The organism is Neomicrococcus lactis, from assembly GCF_014200305.1.
GTDB classification, from domain to species: domain Bacteria; phylum Actinomycetota; class Actinomycetes; order Actinomycetales; family Micrococcaceae; genus Neomicrococcus; species Neomicrococcus lactis.
This window is the reverse complement of record NZ_JACHBL010000001.1, coordinates 2,002,151-2,018,460: the sequence shown is the minus strand read 5'-3', so window position 1 is coordinate 2,018,460 and position 16,310 is coordinate 2,002,151. Positions and strand designations below refer to the sequence as shown.

Here is a 16,310-nt window from a genome sequence, read left to right as displayed (position 1 = left end):
ACGTGACCATGAGATGAACAACCCGCCGTGGGGTGGGTCACGGATTTAATCGACGCCGGACCGGGAACGCCTCTCGGCGGAAGGCCGCTCGAAGCGGCTGAATATTGGAGCCCGGGGTTACCGCGGCCCGACGCCGGCCATAAGTCTGCACCTGCGCCTATCCCTGAGTCAAGCGAACTGCGTCTAAAGGTGACGCTAATCAAGTTCGCCGCGTCGCCAGAGGCGTGCTGCGGCTTCCAGCTGTTCGGCGGTCTTGATGAGGCGGGCCGAATTCTTGGTGAACTCCGTGGCCCTCGAGGCGGATGCGGTCTCCGTGGCGTCCGCGTGATGCGTTTGACCAATTGCGACGACGCGGCAAAAGGCCGCCGCCCGCTCTAGCGCTACGTCGAAATCACCATTGAAGGCGCCGGACAGCACAGAATCGGCCATCTTGACGAGTTCGGTTGCCGTGGGAGGCTCTGCGACCCCGGCGACTGCGGTCGATACAGGGGCCGCGGCGCGGCCATCGCGGAACAGCGCGGAGGCGCGCTCGGGATCGGAAGTGATGGAGCTTCGCAACGCGTACAAACGCCACAACGCGCCAGGGAGGGTGACGGCAGGGCTTTCGGCCCACAGCTCGGCGATGGCTTCGAGTCCCTCACGCTCGGTGAGTTTCACGAGACGATCGTGAATATCAGGGCTTTCCGATTCGCGGCCGCCCTGAACGAGCGCCGCAGCAGACAAATGTGCAGCCTCAGACATTCGTGCGGGGTCGGTTCCACCTTCAAAAGGCTCGAAAGCACGCGGTTCGAAGGGGACCGGCCGCCGGTGTCGTGTACTGACCACATGATGGTTATGCCGAGAACTCATGCAGTGAAGGATACTCTCGCTACCGGGACGTAAGCCCCCGTGACTACAGGTGCGCGCTCAAGGTGAGCCGCGGCGTCGTGATTTCGCAAAATTCTAAGGAATCGCCAGAATGCACTACCATGGAACGTGACCTTTCGAGGTCCGGGCCTTTAGCTCAGATGGTAGAGCATCGGACTTTTAATCCGCTGGTCGCGGGTTCGATCCCCGCAGGGCCCACCCCATAGTTGTTCAGCTGAATCGATGCCCACACGTGCGAAATCTGCAGGTGTGGGCATCGATTTTTCTCTTTCGCTTCCCGGCACATTTCTATTAACGAGCGCGTTCGAGTGTTGCAGTACCGGGATCAGCCCGGAGATTTCACGCATGATCACGACCGTCCGGACTCCGTCATGGTGACGCTGAGCGGGTTTCGGCGGAGCATCAACGCAGGCGGGAAAGCCGTCGAAGTAGACATGCCCCGCACCAAGCCCGTTGGCTCGATGCCCAAACGCACCGCGGCGAAAACACTGGGGAATCGGAAACTCACGTGATCTTCGTAGAACTCAAAGAGTCTGCGCCGGACGTCCGCGAATCACGGCTAGGCCCGCAGGAGAGCTAACGCGCGCTTTTGGCGTAGCAACTCCTCGTGGAAACGCTACTTGTGTGCCTACGGGCTAACATGACTCGCATGGCTAAGCAGGCGAACGCCCCGGTTCCGGGCACGTATCAGATCGACACGGGCACGGCGTCCCTCGAGCGAGATCACTACGGCGATTCGTCCTGGTTGCTTCGCGTCAACGGCGTCCAGAGCTCCCATGTGGATCTCAACGATCCGCTTCGCCTCGACTTCGAGTACATGCGGTGGATGGCTGCCGCGATTAATCAGTGGCCGGCAGGCCCTGCGCCGTATCGCCGCATCCTGCACTTGGGTGGCGGCGCCTGTTCGATGGCTCGCTGGGCTGCGGCCAAGTATCCGGACAGCCGCCAAGTGGTGGTGGAGTTGGACGGTAAGCTCGCCACGTACGTGCGCGAGTGGTTTGACCTTCCGAAAGCCCCGCTCTTGCGGATTCGCGTGGGCGACGCTGCCGAGGTCACGCCGACCCTCACGGATGCCACGCGGGACATCATTATTCGTGACGTTTTCGCAGGCAATAAGACCCCGGCAAGGGTCTCAAGTAAAGAATTCGCAACGCAGATCAAGCGCGTTCTGGACCCGGATGGCCTGTATTTGGCCAATTGCGGCGATACGTCCAAGCTCGAGGAAGTGCGCCGTGAGTCCCAAATCTTGAGCGAAGTCTTTGAACTTGTAGCGATGATCTCGGACCCCGCGATGTTTAAGGGTCGTCGCAGCGGCAACGTGGTTTTTGCGGCCTCACAACGGCCTTTCGAAAACCTCGCAGCGCTTGAGCGGGACCTGCGGATGGATGCGTTGCCCGCACAATTCCGGGCTGTTTAGGGCAGATTACGACGACGCTGGCTCGCCTTGCCCAGTCACGTTTAGGTTGCGGTTTACTAACGATCCCACTGAACTCTTCTGTAGCGGGTTACCAGACAGTAAATTGAAACAGTGCTTTCATGGTCCGCTTCGATAGCCGTTGCCGCGTCCCTCGCGGTCAACGTGTGGGCGAGCCCTGTCATGCCACATTCTCCAGATTTCAGCGATGCGCCGACTGCTCCTCTGCAGACGCAATCCGCACCCGCAGATCCGTCTGTTCTGCCTAGTCAGACCGCAACATCTGACCCGTCTGCGCCATCTAGTCCGTCTGATTCATCTGGTCAGACGCTCCCATCGGATCGAAATGTACCGTCTGATCTGGTTGCTCCATCTGAACAAGTCGCGCCCTCGGAAGAAAGTAGCGTACTGGTGGATTCCTTGCGTTTTGCCACGTTCAACGTCTCGATGTTTCGCAACTCCGAAGGTGCGCTGGCTACCGAACTCAAGAACGGCTCTAGTGTTCAGGGCAAGGCTGTCGCTGAGATTATTCAGCGCACACAGCCTGACGTGGTGCTACTCAACGAGTTCGATTATGACGCCACGGGTGAATCAGCCCGGGTCTTCGCGAATGAATACCTTGGCGTTTCACAGGGCAATCAGCCGGCCGCAAGTTACCCGTTCATTTACACGGCCGCGTCCAATACCGGCGTGCAAAGCGGCGCTGACCTAAACGGCGACGGCGAAGTTGGCGGGCCGCAGGACGCCTACGGTTTTGGATCGTTCCCTGGTCAGTACGGGATGGTGCTGTATTCGAAGTATCCGATCGACACCACGAACGTCCGCACGTTCCAGAAGCTCAAGTGGTCGGCCATGCCGGACAACCTCATGCCGGTGGAGTTCTATGGCGCGCTCGCAGCGAAGACGCTGCGCTTGCCTAGCAAGTCTTTGTGGGACGTCCCGTTGTTGGTCAACGGCAAAACGGTCCACGTCATCGCGTCCCACCCCACGCCGCCGGCCTTCGATGGTCCGGAAGAGCGCAATGTGCGCCGCAATCACGACGAGATCCGGCTGATCAAGGACTACGTCACCGGCGGCAAAGCCGCCTCCTACATCACGGATGACAAAGGCGTTGCGGGAGGTCTCAAGCAGGACGCGAGTTTCGTCATCCTGGGCGACCTGAATGCTCAGCCTCAATCGTCCGCGGCAATTGACGCACTCCGCGAAGATGCTCGAGTCCAAGATCCCTCACCTGCTTCCGCCGGGGCCATCAAGGCCGGCGGCGACGTCGCGTTGATGGGCGACTTCCTGAATCCGATGAACTCGTCGGCGGTTGTACAACTCGCTTTGGCGGCCACGAGCACAGCACAGTTTTCGCAAGGGCCTATGCGCGTTGACTACGTCTTGCCGTCACAGGATGCAGAGGTCACGGATGCGGGCGTCTTTTGGCCGGCTCCGTCCGAAGCCGCGTCCAGTGCACTACAGACATCGAGCGGCAAGAATGTTTCGGACCATCATTTGGTCTGGGTGGATATCGCGCTACCGTTTGGTACGTGAGCACTGAACTCAAGGCCATCTACTCGCGGCCCAAAGACCAGCGGAGTGGCACGGACCTCGTGATGTTTTTCCACGGCTATGGCTCGAGCGAGCAGCGCATGGCCGAACTTTTCGATGCCGTCCCAGCAGGCGCCACCGCAGTGGCGCTACGCGGCGGGTTGGACGTCGGGGGAGACCACGGTTGGTTCTTGCTGGATTACTTCCTGACCCACGATTTCACCGAGGTGCTCTCGGCAACGCAACGCGTCTACGACTGGATCGATGCCAACGCCCAGGACTACAAGAGCATTTCGCTGGTGGGGTTCTCGCAAGGCATGGCAATGGCGTCCACTATCCAGCGCTTGCGGCCGCAAAGATTCACGTGCGTGGCCGGGCTGAGCGGCTTTGTGCTCTCTAACGAATTGCTGGCGATGTCAGAAGATGCTCCTCACGAAGATCCCGCGCAGCGACCACCTTACTTCTGGGGTCGAGATGTCGAGGACGTCGTGATCAACCCTGATGCGGTGGAGCACACGAGCGACTGGCTCGAAGCGCATACGCGCCTCACCTCGCGCACGTATCCTGAGATGGGACATCGGATTAGCCTTGAAGAAAAGGTGGATCTTCGCGTGTTTTTGAGTCACTACATCGGATCCCGCTGATCCTGCGGCTGAGGATCCACAAACGATCCAGCAAAGTCTGCTTACACTGTTAACAAAGTCTGTGCGCCGTGGGCGAATAGTTGTCCGTGGCGATAGTAAATCAAACCCAACACAACATACGGTGAGTATTTATGAAGAACTTTCTAGCCAATCGAGTTGTTGACGCTGACGGAAAGCCCGCCAAGGGCATCCAGAAGGCACTTCTCCAGGCGGTCGCAGTCCAGCGCCCCCTGGTCATCGCTCACTTGAACTACTTGCGCAAGAAGCACCCGAACGCCACGGCCGCCGAACTCGCCAAGGAAGTTGAGCAGGAGTACATGTTGGCGGTGACCGCCACCGGCGCAGGTGTCGGCGCTACCGCAGCGGTTCCTGGCATCGGCACCGTGACCTCCATTGGCCTCTCGGCTGTTGCCACGGTTGGCTTCCTGGAGGCGAGCGCTATCTATGCGCAGTCGCTCGCGGAACTTCACGGTGTCACCACCGAGGATCCTGAGAAGGCTCGCGCTTTGGTCATGGCTATCCTCATGGGTGACGAAGGCTCTTCCATGATTTCCGCGCTCACGCGTCAGGCTGCCGGCAAGGGAGCAGGCCCCATGGCCGGTTGGGGCGCCGCGTTTACTCAGGGCACCACCGGCAAGGGTGGACTCTGGGACGTTGCTGCCAAGGAGATCCAGAAGCGATTCCTCCGCCGCATGCTCGCTACCCAGGGCGCTTCGATGCTCGGCCGCGCCATTCCATTCGGCATTGGCGCTGCTGTTGGCGGCGTCGGTAACCGCATCCTCGGAAAGAAGGTTGTGGAGGCCGCGCAGCTTGCGTTCGGTCCTTTGCCTACCGTGATCCCAGGCGAAATCACCAAGGATGGCTACAAGGAGTACCGTCACGAGGTGGAGGCCGCAAAGGCTGCTGAAAAGGAGCACAAGGGCGAGGACGGCAACAAGTTGGCCGAGATCGGCCGCCTCATCTCGCCGGTGTCAACGCTCTTCTCTTTGAAGCACGATGACAAGCAGGACGCCCCTACACAGGACCACGAATCCGCGGCCGCACGGGCTGTAGAGGAAGAAATCGAAGCCGAGCGGCGTCGTCGTACTCAGAATTCGTAGTTGAACCCTTAGTGGAAAATCGCTGAAGCCAGCGAGAAGATAGCGAGCCCCGCAAGGGAGCCCACCACGGTGCCGTTGATGCGGATGAACTGCAGATCGCGGCCCACCTGGAGCTCAATCTTGCGGCTGGTTTCCTCGCCGTCCCACAGCGCTACCGTCTCCGTGATCAGGTTTGCGGCCTGATGGCGGTAGGTGGTGGCCACATAGATGGCCGCGTTGCGGACCCAAGCATCCACCTTGGTGGCCAGCGCGGCGTCCGACTTCAAGCGCCGACCAAAATCAGCGACAGCCCGGACGAAGGACTTTCTCAGTTCTGAGTCTGGGTTTTCTACTGCGTCCAACAGGGCAGCTTTCACGGAAGACCAGCTGGTCGCGGTCAGCTCGCGCAATTGCGGATCGCCCAACAGGGAGTGCTTGAGGCGCTCGACCTTGGCGATAGTTGCGGGATCGTTCTGCATGTCCCGAGCGAAGTTGTGTAGCCATTCGGTGATGCTGCGACGAACCAAGTGGTTCTTGTCTCGGTGCACGTCAGCGAGCAACTTCACGATCTCGAGATAGACCTTCTCGCCCACGAAAACGTCCACAGAGCGCGGAACCCAGCCAGGGGAGCGGGAGGTCACCATGTCCGTGAGGCGCTTGGGGTTGGCCTGCACCCATTCGTAGGCCTTGGTGACGAGCAAGTCCACCACTTGTGCGTGATGGTTGTCCTTGACCACGGTCTCTAAGATTCGGCCCAGCGTGGAGGACCATTCGGGGGCCAGCATGTGCTTGCGTGCAAGGGACTCGACGAGCTTGAGGACGTCTTCATCCTCCACCACGTCGAGGGTGGCTCGGATGATGGTGGCGCCTTCTTTGGCCACGCGCTCGCTGTTCTCCTTGCCTGCGAGCCACGCGCCAGCGGGAACTGCGACCGTCAGGTTTCCGAGCTTGTCCTTGAGCACCTCGTCCGAGAGGAAGTTCTCTTCCACGAACCCGCCCAGGGTTTCGCCGATCTGATCCTTCTTGCGCGGAATGATGGCGGTGTGCGGGATCTTGAGGCCCAAAGGGTGTTTGAAGAGCGCCGTGACGGCGAACCAGTCAGCGAGAGCGCCGACCATACCGCCTTCGGCCGCGGCGCGCACGTAAGCGAGCCATGGGTACTGCTCTTGGAGTGCGAAAGCCACACAAAAAATCACGGCGAGCAGGATCAACAGCCCCGTGGCTACCCGCTTCATCTTTCGCAGCGCTACCGCTCGTGTGATCTCGTCCACAATAGGTTCCTTGTCCTCACCTTGGCACCGAGTTAACACGATAGATCAATTACGTTTAACCCATGCGGATACAGTTCTTTGCGCACCGAGGCTCATCGGCCACTTTCGCCGAAAATACCCGCGCTTCATACCTGCAAGCTATCGCTGAGGGCGCAGACGGTGTGGAGTGCGACGTCCACCTGACCGAAGACTTTGAAGTGGTCTGCCACCATGACTTTGAGTTGGGACGGACCTCGGATGGAACGGGCAGTGTTTCTTCGCTGACCTTGGCTCAGCTGCGCGAGTTCGACTTCTCCTCCTGGAAGGGCAAGCGCATCCCGGACGAGTTCGGGTCTAAGTCCTCGCAGCTCGTGACGCTCGGCGAACTCATTGAACTGTGCGTTGCCGCCGGGCGGAAGCTGGGGCTGGCCATTGAGCTCAAACACCCTTCGCCGTACGGTCGCCGCCTTGAAGAGCGCGTGCTGGAGGTCCTCATGCAGCACGGCTGGGATCCGGAATCCTCCCGCATTGGCGACGTCCGCGTGAGCCTCATGAGCTTTGATCCCGATTCCATCACCTACATGAACGAAAGCGTGGGCCGCGAATTCTTGTGCCAGCTGGTCTCCGACGTGACTGATGAAGCCGTGGAAGAAGTACTAGCGTTCGGCCAGTTGGGCCGTACTGCCGTGACGAACGTGCTGACGGGAGCTTTGAACCGCGGCCTCGAGAACATTGACGCCGGAGTCGCTGGCATCGCCGGTCCCGGCGTGGAATTTGTGCGAGCCCACGAAGACCTCGTGCGCTCATGGGTGGCCTCGGGCCGAATGTTGCGCGTCTGGACCGTGGATGCGCTCGCAGACGCCGGATACTTGGTGGGTCTGGGCGTCCAGCAGCTCACGAGCAACCGTCCCGCACCGTTGCGCCGCGAACTTCTCCACAAATAAGGCTCTTCCGCGAAGCCTTGTTAGGCTGACTTGGTGCCTCGTTTCCTGACTCCCGCGACGAAGATCGGCCTGTCCGTCTCGCTCGCTACGGGGCTGTACGGCATTTCTTTCGGGGCCCTCTCCATCGCCGCGGGCCTCACTTTCTGGCAAACCATGGCTCTGGGCCTGCTCATGTTCACGGGCGGCTCCCAATTCGCGTTTGTCGGCGTCATTGCGGGCGGCGGTTCCGGGGTCAGTGCTTTCGGCGCCGCGACGCTGCTGGGCTTGCGCAACCTGGTCTACGGCATGCAAATGAACGCGCTCATGCGTCCGCGCGGGCTAGCCAAAGCGCTCATGGCGCACGTGACCATCGACGAATCCGTGGCCACCGCGTCCGGCCAAACCAGCAATTCAGAAATGCGCCGTGGCTTCTGGGTTGCCGGCGTGGGTGTTTTCGTTTTGTGGAACGCCTTCATTGTCGTTGGCGCCCTCTTGGGTGATGCGCTTGGCGATCCCAAACGCTGGGGTCTGGACGGCGCTGCGGTAGCCGCGTTCCTCGGCTTGCTCTGGCCAAGATTGACGGCGCGTCAGCCGGTGGCCATCGCCGTCGTATGCGCCCTCGCTACCGTGCTGGCCGTGCCCGCGGTGCCGCCTGGAATCCCCATCCTGATCGCGGCCCTCATCGCCGGGCTATGGGGTTGGTTCGGCCAGGGCAAGCGCGGCCAAGGACTCGAGCCAGAAGTTAACCCGTACGACGCCGCTGGGCCCGGTTCCGCTGAAGAGGCTCGCTAAATGGATATGTGGGTATGGATTCTGGCGGCTTGCGCCGCGGCCTTTGCTCTAAAGTTCGCGGGATATTTGGTTCCGGCGAGGTTTTTGCAGGATGAGCGTATTTTGCGCGTCGCCGGGATGATGACTATTGGCCTGCTGGCCTCGTTGACCATCGTGAATACCGTTGCCACAGGTCAGACGTTGACCGCCGATTCACGCATTGGCGCGCTCATTGTTGCGGGCATCGCTTTGTACTTCAAAGCATCATTCTTGGTAGTGGTCATTCTGGGAGCGGTCACCGCTGCGCTCCTACGTCTAGCCGGGTTGCCCTAGAGAATCCGTCCTTTCCTTCAAACAGATCACTTGCGCAAGTCGCCTCTGCATATGTCGAAGATTCAGTACCATGAGTATGAGGTCGTGAGTCACATCACTCATCATGGCCGAAACATTCGCAATTTTTGAGCAAAGGAATTTTTATGGACTGGGAAGCAGTCGAAACATTCCTAGGAGACATCGGTAGCTTTATCTGGGGACCTTTCTTCCTCATTCCGCTTCTCCTGGGAACCGGCATTTACCTCACCATTCGTCTGGGCGGCATTCAGTTCATTCGTTTGTGGGCTGGACTCGATCTGGGCATTTTGCGGCGTAAAGACGCAGGATCCGAAGGCGACATCTCGCAGTTTCAAGCTTTGACTACCGCGCTCGCTGCAACCGTCGGTACCGGTAATATCGTGGGTGTTGCCACGGCTATCGGTATTGGTGGACCGGGCGCACTGTTCTGGATGTGGGTTACCGGCGTCTTGGGTATGGCATCCAAGTACACCGAGGCCTACTTGGGCGTGCGTTTCCGCACCACCGATGAAGCCGGCGAAAAATCCGGTGGACCGCAGTTCTACTTGCAGCGCGGTATCAAGGGACCTCTCGGAAAAATCTTGGGTCTGTCCTTCGCGATATTCGCTGTGCTTGCCTGCTTCGGCATCGGCAACATGACTCAGGGCAACTCGATTGCCCAGAACCTTGATCACTCTTTCAGCATTCCAACATGGGTAACCGGTTTGATCCTGACGATCGCCACCATGATTGTTCTGGTGGGTGGCATCAAGTCCATCGGTAAGGTCACGGCTGGCTTCGTGCCCATCATGATCATCTTCTACGTGCTGGGCGCGCTGTACATCTTGATCGCCAACATTGGTCAGGTTCCTGCGGCTTTTGCACAGATCTTCACGGAAGCCTTCACCGGCACCTCCGCAGTAGGTGGTTTCGCAGGATCCGCGATCATCATCGCCGTTCAATACGGTGTGGCTCGCGGTATCTTCTCTAACGAATCCGGCATGGGCTCGGCAGCTATCGCAGCCGCCGCCGCTCAGACCTCGCACCCAGTTCGTCAGGGCCTCGTCTCCATGACGCAGACCTTCATTGACACGATCATCGTGGTTTCCTGCACCGGCCTGGTGATCATCACGACCGGCGTGTGGAAGCAGACGGATGAATCCGGCGAGCAGATCTCCGCTGCCATCATGACCGGCGAAGCCTTCACGCACGGCTTGCCGGGAACCTGGGGGCACTGGATTGTCACGATCGGCTTGGTCATGTTTGCCTACTCCACCATTCTTGGCTGGGCATACTACGGCGAGCGAAACATTGAGCGACTGTTCGGCCGTGGAGCTGTGATGCCTTTCCGCGTGCTCTTCTCTGCCGTGGTCTTCGTAGGCTGCACGGTTCAGTTGGGTGTCGTCTGGAACTTCTCAGACGTTATGAACGGTCTGATGGCGTTCCCGAACCTCATTGGCTTGCTCTTGCTGTCCGGTTTGGTGGCACGCGAAACGCGCCACTACTTGAAGCATGATCCAAAGCTTGTCGCCACGAAGGAAGAGGTCGAATCATTCATGGCTGGCCGCCCAGGCTGGCAGGAATGGAAAGACGGTGACGTTCGTGGTTCTTCCGCAACGGTTCGGGCCCCCGAAGACGACCTTGTCTAGGTTCTGACGATATTTCGACGCTGACTGTAACGTCACCCAAGGCGCAGCCTCTCCCGTGGATTTAGAGGGAGGGGCTGCGCTTCTTTTTGCGTTGCTTCTGACGTGGTCACAAATTCATCGGCCCGTGGATCTTCGGAAGAACGCACGAAACCTTTTGGCAACAAGAGTGTAAACGTGATGTTTCACACATATCGGGTAGGCTTCCCCCAAGCGAAGTGGGCAATTAGCCCTTTTCGTGTCACTCGACCATTGAGGGGATGACTTATGTCTCTGCAGTTCAAGAAGGGCGCTCTCTCCACGGCAGCCGTGCTGGCCGCCGGCGCTCTGGTACTGAGCGGTTGCGTTCAATCTCAACGTGACAACAATGCAAGTAGCTCTTCCGGAGCCGCTAGCGGTTCTGTGAATTCCACGTTCGTGTTCGCTGCGTCCTCGGATCCAAAGTCCTTGGATCCTGCGTACGCTTCTGACGGCGAATCATTCCGTGTCTCGCGTCAGATCTTTGAAGGACTCGTAGGAGTCAAGGCCGGATCAGCTGACCCAGAACCGCTCTTGGCGGAGTCTTGGACGGCATCCGAAGATGGCCTCACCTACGACTTCAAGCTCAAGTCTGGCGTGAAGTTCCACGATGGCACCACGTTCGATGCCAAGGCCGTGTGCTTCAACTTCGATCGTTGGTACAACTTCAAGGGCCTCCAGCAGGCTGAGTCCGTGGCGTACTACTACGGTTCCCTCTTCAAGGGCTTTGCAGACAAGCCTGAGAATGCTGTTTACAAGTCTTGCGAAGCAACCTCTGAGAGCGAAGCAAAGGTGACGCTGGCTAAGCCATTCGCTGGCTTCATCGCAGCGCTGTCTTTGCCTGCTTTCGCCATGCAGTCGCCGAAGGCTCTTGACGAGTTCAAGGCTGACGAGATTTCCGGCTCCGCTGAGTCTCCAGTGCTCTCTGAGTACGCTAAGGGCCACCCAGTTGGTACGGGTCCATTCAAGTTTGATTCGTGGAGCCCAGGCCAGGAGCTCAACCTTTCCGCAAACCCTGACTACTGGGGCGAAAAGGGCCAGATCCAGAAGATCATCTTCCGCGTCATCGATGAGCCAACCGCACGTCGTCAGGCACTCGAAGCTGGCACGATCGATGGCTACGACCTCGTGTCGCCAGCTGATACGCAGGCGCTCAAGGATGCAGGCTTCAACGTGGTGGCACGCGAGCCATTCACGATCCTCTACTTGGGTATCAACCAGACCGTCAAGGAACTCCAGGACGTCAAGGTTCGCCAGGCTATCTCTTACGCCATCGACAAGGATGCGCTCATCAAGCAGACGCTTCCTGAAGGCACCAAGAAGGCTATCGAGTTCATACCTGAGGTCGTCAACGGCTACACGGAAGACGTCGAAACCTACGACTACGATCCTGCCAAGGCAAAGCAGCTTCTCGCAGAGGCTGGCTACCCGAACGGCTTCACCGTGAAGTTCAATTACCCAACCGGTGTTTCTCGTCCGTACATGCCAACGCCAGAGCAGGTGTTCACCAACATCTCCGCTCAGCTGGAAGAAGTTGGCATCAAGGTCGAGGCACAGCCAAACAAGTGGTCGCCGGACTACTTGGACCGCATTCAGTCCTCGAAGGACCACGGCATTCACTTGCTCGGTTGGACGGGTGACTACAACGACACGGACAACTTCGTAGGCGTGTTCTTCGGTAAGGAGAAGCCGGAATTCGGTTTCAAGGACGAAGACCTCTTCAAGAAGTTGGAAGAAGCTCGCCAGGAGCCAGTGCTTGAGAAGCAGACTCCGCTTTACGAGGCCATCAACAAGCAGGTTTCGGAAACCGTGCCAGCAGTTCCGCTTGCGCACCCAGCTCCCTCCTTGGCGTTCGCCGAGCGTGTGGAGTCCTACCCTGCTAGCCCGGTCAATGACGAGACCTTCAATCTGATCAAGCTCACTAAGTAAGATCTCGTGTTTCTTGAGTGAAGGTGCGGCGCTAGCTTTCTGGTGGCGCCGCACCTTCACTTGAGCGGAAGGAAACCATGCTCAGAGTTATCGGTAAGCGAATCGCGCTACTGATTCCCACGCTCGTGGGCCTCTCCATTTTGCTGTTTTTGTGGGTGCGTTCCCTACCCGGCGGTCCGGCAACGGCGCTGCTGGGCGACAAGGCCACCCCTGAAGCCGTTGACCGCATCAACGAAGCGTACGGCTTCAACAAACCCATCATCGAGCAGTACTTCACCTACATCGGGAAGATGCTCAGCGGCGACTTCGGGACCTCGCTCCAAACTAACCGTCCCGTTCTTGAAGAATTCGCCACGCGTTTCCCGGCAACGGTCGAGCTGACCGTCGTGGCGCTGATCTTCGCGATCGGCATCGGTATCCCGTTGGGTTACTGGGCCGCGACGCACGTGAACAAGTGGCAGGACAACCTCTCCGTGGTGCTCTCGCTCTTCGGCGTTGTCATCCCTGTCTTCTTCCTCGCCTTTATTTTCAAGTGGCTCTTCGCCATCAAGCTCCCGATCTTCCCCACTGACGGCCGGCAAAACCCCCGTATCGACGCCACGCATGTCACGGACTTCTATGTCCTTGATGGCATTTTGACCGCAGAGTGGGACGCCGCATGGGATGCGTTCATGCACTTGATACTTCCCGGCATTGCCTTGGGAACTATCCCGTTGGCGATCATCGTGCGCATCACCCGTGCATCCGTGCTGGAAGTCCAGAACGCTGACTTCGTGCGGACCGCGAAAGCCAAGGGCCTGACCCCACGGCTGATCCGAAACCGCTTTGTGCTGCGCAACGCGATGCTCCCGGTTTCCACGACCATTGGTCTCCAGACTGGTTTGCTCATCTCTGGTGCCGTGCTAACGGAGACTGTCTTCGCGTTCAACGGCATCGGACGGTTCTTGCGAGATGCCATCTTCAATCTGGACTATCCCGTCTTGCAAGGATTTATCATCTTCATTGCGATCCTGTACTCGCTCATCAACTTGCTCGTTGATGTCTCGTACGGGTTCATCGATCCAAGGGTGCGTGTGCAATGAGCATCAACGAACCAGTAGTTGAGACCACCATGGAGCCCGGCGCCATCAGTGGCAGCGTCTGGAAAGACGCTTTCCATCGTTTGCGCCGCAACCCTGCGGCCATCGCGGGTGCCGTCATTGTGCTGGCCTTCATCCTCGTTGCTGTCCTCGCTCCAGTGCTCGCGCCTTACGGCGGAGACGAGCTTCCTGGACGCCGCGAGATTACCCCAACTCACATCCCTGGACCCGGCGAGATTGCCGCCTATCCACTGGGCCTCGACCGCTTCGGTGGCGATGTCGTCTCCAAGCTGTTGTGGGGTGCTCAAGCCTCGCTGACCATCGGCATCGTCTCCACAGCCATGGGCCTCGTGGGCGGCATGATCTTAGGTCTGCTCGCGGGCGGCTTCGGTGGCTGGGTGGACTCCGTGATCATGCGACTCGTAGACATCTTGCTCTCCGTACCGAACCTGCTCTTGGCTGTGTCTATCGCAGCCGTACTTGGCCAGGGACAATACGCGGTCATGATCGCAATCGGTGTCTCTCAGGTGCCCATCTTCGCGCGCTTGCTCCGTTCGAGCATGCTCCAGCAACGTGGCGCTGATTACATCTTGGCCGCCCAAACCTTGGGTCTGAGCCGCAGCACCATCACCATGACGCACTTGCTGCCGAACTCGATCGGTCCCGTCATCGTGCAAGCCACGCTGACGCTCGCTACCGCCGTGATCGACGCCGCCGCACTGTCCTTCCTGGGACTAGGTGGCGGACTCCCGCAAACTGCCGAATGGGGCCGCATGCTCACCTACGCGCAGACCGAGCTGGGTATCGCCCCGCAGCTCGCGTTCTTGCCGGGTATCTGCATCGCCGTCACCGCGCTTGGCTTCACTCTCCTGGGTGAATCGTTGCGTGAGGCTCTCGATCCGAAGTCGCGCCGCCGCTAAGCATCGTCGCATCCAAACTACTAGCGAGGGGTGCGGTCAGAGTTGATTCTCTGGCCGCACCCCTTCGTGTTGGGTGGCGTTATGCTGGGCGACCCAGCCTCGGGCGCCTCAGCCCTGCTCAGCTAGTCCTTAGGCCGCGTCCGGATCGACTTCGATCTTCAGTTCATTGCCCGGGATCGAGGCCAGCAGCTTCCGCGTGTAGGGATGCCGCGGATTCGTGAAGATCTCCTCCGAGGTCGCCGCCTCCACGAGCTCGCCGTCCTTCATCACGCACACGTAATCGGAAATGAGCCGCACCACGGCAAGGTCGTGCGAGATGAACAGGTAGGACAGCCCGAATTCCTGCTGGAGCTTGCCAAGCAGTTTCAGGATCTGCGACTGCACCAGCACGTCGAGCGCGGACACCGGCTCGTCACACACAATCAGGTCCGGCTGCAGCGCCAACGCGCGCGCAATCGCCACACGCTGCCTCTGTCCACCCGAAAGCTCAGACGGGTAACGATGCGCCATCTCGGGGGTGAGGGACACTTCCTTCAACAGCTCGCCCACGCGCGCCCGGCGTTCCTTGGCGTTGCCTCGCCTATAGGTATCGAGCGGTTCCTGAATGATGCGTCCCACCGTGAACATCGGGTTCAGCGATGAGTACGGGTCCTGGAACACCGGCTGTACGCGCTGCCGGAATTCGCGCAGCTGCTCCTTCGAGAGCGTCGCAATGTCCTGACCATCAAAAGTCATGGTGCCCGAGGTCGGCTCAATGAGCTTCAACAGCATGCGCGCCGTCGTCGTCTTCCCGGAACCGGATTCACCCACAATCGCAACCGTCGAGCCCTTCGGCACATCGAAACTGACGTCCTTCGCGGCGTAAAAATCCTCCTTCGCGCCGCGGACCGGGTACACCTTGGTCAGGTTGCGCACTTCCACGAGGTTCGGTGCGTCGGTTTCAGACACGGAGGACGACGACGCAGCTCGGCTCTCGCTGCCAGGCTCGGCGGTCTCACCTTGATTCGGGGAGAAAGCTCCCGGCTGCATACGCGCTGCTGCGACCGACGGTGCCGCTGCGACGAGCGACTGCGTGTAGGGATGCTGAGGGTCGCTCAAAATCTTCTGCGCTGGGCCGGTCTCGACGACCTTGCCGCGGTGCATCACCACGAGCTCAGAAGCACGCTCTGCGGCGAGGCCGAGGTCGTGGGTGATGAGCAGGACCGAGGTTCCAAGCTCTTTGGTCATGGACTGGATCTGGTCGAGGATGGTCTGCTGAACCGTCACGTCAAGCGCGGACGTGGGTTCGTCGGCAATGAGTAAGCGCGGGTTGCATGCCAGGCCAATCGCGATGAGCGCACGCTGGCGCAGACCGCCGGAAAGTTCGTGAGGGTACTGGTCCGCACGCTTCTCAGGGTTCGGGATACCGGCCGAACGCAGGGTTTCGAAGACCTTTTCCTTGACGTTTTTCGGGGTCGCAAGTTTGTGGACCAAGAGCGTTTCGGCGATCTGGCTGCCGATCTTCGTGACCGGATTCAGGTTGGACATGGGGTCCTGCGGGACCATGCCGATGTCGCGGCCACGAATGGCACGCATCTTGGCCTCAGGGAGCGAAGTGAGCTCTTGACCGTCGAGAGTGATCGAGCCGCCAGTGATGCGACCTGAGCCGGCGAGTAAGCCAATGGCCGCCATCGCTGTTGTCGACTTACCGGATCCTGATTCGCCGACGATTGCTACCGTCTGACCCTTCTTCACCGTCAGGGACGCGCCCTGGACAGCTTTCACTTCGCCGTAAGTCGTCGAGAAACTCACGTCGAGGTCGCGGATCTCAAGCAACGTTGGGGCTTGAAGAGCCGAGTCGTTGGATCCGTAGGAATCGTGCGAAAAATGATTGGACGACTGGGTCATTCGTCCATTCTGCCTGAAAA

Annotated in this window: 15 protein-coding genes and 1 tRNA gene; 12 read left to right on the top strand and 4 right to left on the bottom strand. The window is 59.4% G+C overall.

Annotated features, from left to right (window positions below; genetic code table 11):
- Nucleotides 1-195: 195 nt before the first annotated feature.
- Nucleotides 196-849: a hypothetical protein gene (locus BKA12_RS09095; RefSeq protein WP_183642866.1), complete on the bottom strand. Its 654-nt coding sequence runs from the start codon at nucleotides 847-849 to the stop codon at nucleotides 196-198.
- Between the two features lie 143 nt (nucleotides 850-992).
- Between BKA12_RS09095 and BKA12_RS09090 the strand changes: the two genes are divergently transcribed.
- Nucleotides 993-1,065: transfer RNA gene (locus tag BKA12_RS09090), tRNA-Lys, on the top strand.
- Between the two features lie 151 nt (nucleotides 1,066-1,216).
- Here the strand turns inward: BKA12_RS09090 and BKA12_RS09085 are convergent.
- A complete protein-coding gene (locus tag BKA12_RS09085) occupies nucleotides 1,217-1,375 on the bottom strand; it encodes a hypothetical protein (protein ID WP_183642863.1) in 159 nt (52 codons plus the stop codon).
- A 141-nt stretch (nucleotides 1,376-1,516) separates the two neighbouring features.
- Between BKA12_RS09085 and BKA12_RS09080 the strand changes: the two genes are divergently transcribed.
- The 4 genes from BKA12_RS09080 to BKA12_RS09065 all read left to right on the top strand — a co-directional run bounded on the left by BKA12_RS09080 (nucleotide 1,517) and on the right by BKA12_RS09065 (nucleotide 5,558).
- Complete coding sequence (locus tag BKA12_RS09080; RefSeq protein ID WP_246361652.1) at nucleotides 1,517-2,284, top strand: spermidine synthase; 768 nt, start codon at nucleotides 1,517-1,519, stop codon at nucleotides 2,282-2,284.
- 111 nt (nucleotides 2,285-2,395) lie between these two features.
- Nucleotides 2,396-3,817 (top strand): endonuclease/exonuclease/phosphatase family protein, encoded by a 1,422-nt coding sequence (locus BKA12_RS09075; RefSeq protein ID WP_183642856.1) that lies wholly within the window; start codon nucleotides 2,396-2,398, stop codon nucleotides 3,815-3,817.
- Nucleotides 3,814-4,458 carry an alpha/beta hydrolase gene (locus BKA12_RS09070; protein ID WP_338087485.1) on the top strand — a complete coding sequence of 215 codons (645 nt, stop codon included), beginning with the start codon at nucleotides 3,814-3,816 and terminating at the stop codon, nucleotides 4,456-4,458. The genes BKA12_RS09075 and BKA12_RS09070 overlap by 4 nt, the downstream gene beginning before the upstream one ends.
- 131 nt (nucleotides 4,459-4,589) lie before the next feature.
- A complete protein-coding gene (locus BKA12_RS09065) occupies nucleotides 4,590-5,558 on the top strand; it encodes a hypothetical protein (protein WP_246361650.1) in 969 nt (322 codons plus the stop codon).
- 8 nt (nucleotides 5,559-5,566) lie between these two features.
- On the opposite strand, the gene BKA12_RS09060 is transcribed toward BKA12_RS09065, so the two are convergent.
- Nucleotides 5,567-6,808, bottom strand: a complete 1,242-nt coding sequence (locus tag BKA12_RS09060; protein WP_338087484.1) for a DUF445 domain-containing protein — start codon at nucleotides 6,806-6,808, stop codon at nucleotides 5,567-5,569.
- 62 nt (nucleotides 6,809-6,870) lie between these two features.
- Here BKA12_RS09060 and BKA12_RS09055 point away from each other — a divergent pair, with 62 nt between their 5' ends.
- From BKA12_RS09055 to BKA12_RS09025, 7 genes are all read left to right on the top strand, one after another.
- Complete coding sequence (locus tag BKA12_RS09055; RefSeq protein WP_183642853.1) at nucleotides 6,871-7,731, top strand: glycerophosphodiester phosphodiesterase; 861 nt, start codon at nucleotides 6,871-6,873, stop codon at nucleotides 7,729-7,731.
- A gap of 33 nt (nucleotides 7,732-7,764) precedes the next feature.
- Nucleotides 7,765-8,502, top strand: a complete 738-nt coding sequence (locus BKA12_RS09050; RefSeq protein ID WP_338087483.1) for an AzlC family ABC transporter permease — start codon at nucleotides 7,765-7,767, stop codon at nucleotides 8,500-8,502.
- Nucleotides 8,503-8,814, top strand: a complete 312-nt coding sequence (locus tag BKA12_RS09045; RefSeq protein WP_183642850.1) for an AzlD domain-containing protein — start codon at nucleotides 8,503-8,505, stop codon at nucleotides 8,812-8,814.
- Between the two features lie 143 nt (nucleotides 8,815-8,957).
- Nucleotides 8,958-10,460 (top strand): alanine/glycine:cation symporter family protein, encoded by a 1,503-nt coding sequence (locus BKA12_RS09040; protein ID WP_183642847.1) that lies wholly within the window; start codon nucleotides 8,958-8,960, stop codon nucleotides 10,458-10,460.
- A 264-nt stretch (nucleotides 10,461-10,724) separates the two neighbouring features.
- Nucleotides 10,725-12,404, top strand: coding sequence for an ABC transporter substrate-binding protein (locus BKA12_RS09035; protein ID WP_183642844.1), 1,680 nt, complete (start codon nucleotides 10,725-10,727; stop codon nucleotides 12,402-12,404).
- A gap of 77 nt (nucleotides 12,405-12,481) precedes the next feature.
- Nucleotides 12,482-13,486 carry an ABC transporter permease gene (locus BKA12_RS09030; RefSeq protein WP_183642840.1) on the top strand — a complete coding sequence of 335 codons (1,005 nt, stop codon included), beginning with the start codon at nucleotides 12,482-12,484 and terminating at the stop codon, nucleotides 13,484-13,486.
- The gene (locus tag BKA12_RS09025; RefSeq protein ID WP_183642837.1) at nucleotides 13,483-14,403 is read left to right on the top strand and encodes an ABC transporter permease; all 921 of its coding nucleotides are present in this window, start codon (nucleotides 13,483-13,485) and stop codon (nucleotides 14,401-14,403) included. The genes BKA12_RS09030 and BKA12_RS09025 overlap by 4 nt, the downstream gene beginning before the upstream one ends.
- A 129-nt stretch (nucleotides 14,404-14,532) precedes the next feature.
- Here the strand turns inward: BKA12_RS09025 and BKA12_RS09020 are convergent, their stop codons facing one another.
- Nucleotides 14,533-16,290 (bottom strand): ABC transporter ATP-binding protein, encoded by a 1,758-nt coding sequence (locus BKA12_RS09020; RefSeq protein ID WP_183642834.1) that lies wholly within the window; start codon nucleotides 16,288-16,290, stop codon nucleotides 14,533-14,535.
- Between the last annotated feature and the right edge of the window lie 20 nt (nucleotides 16,291-16,310).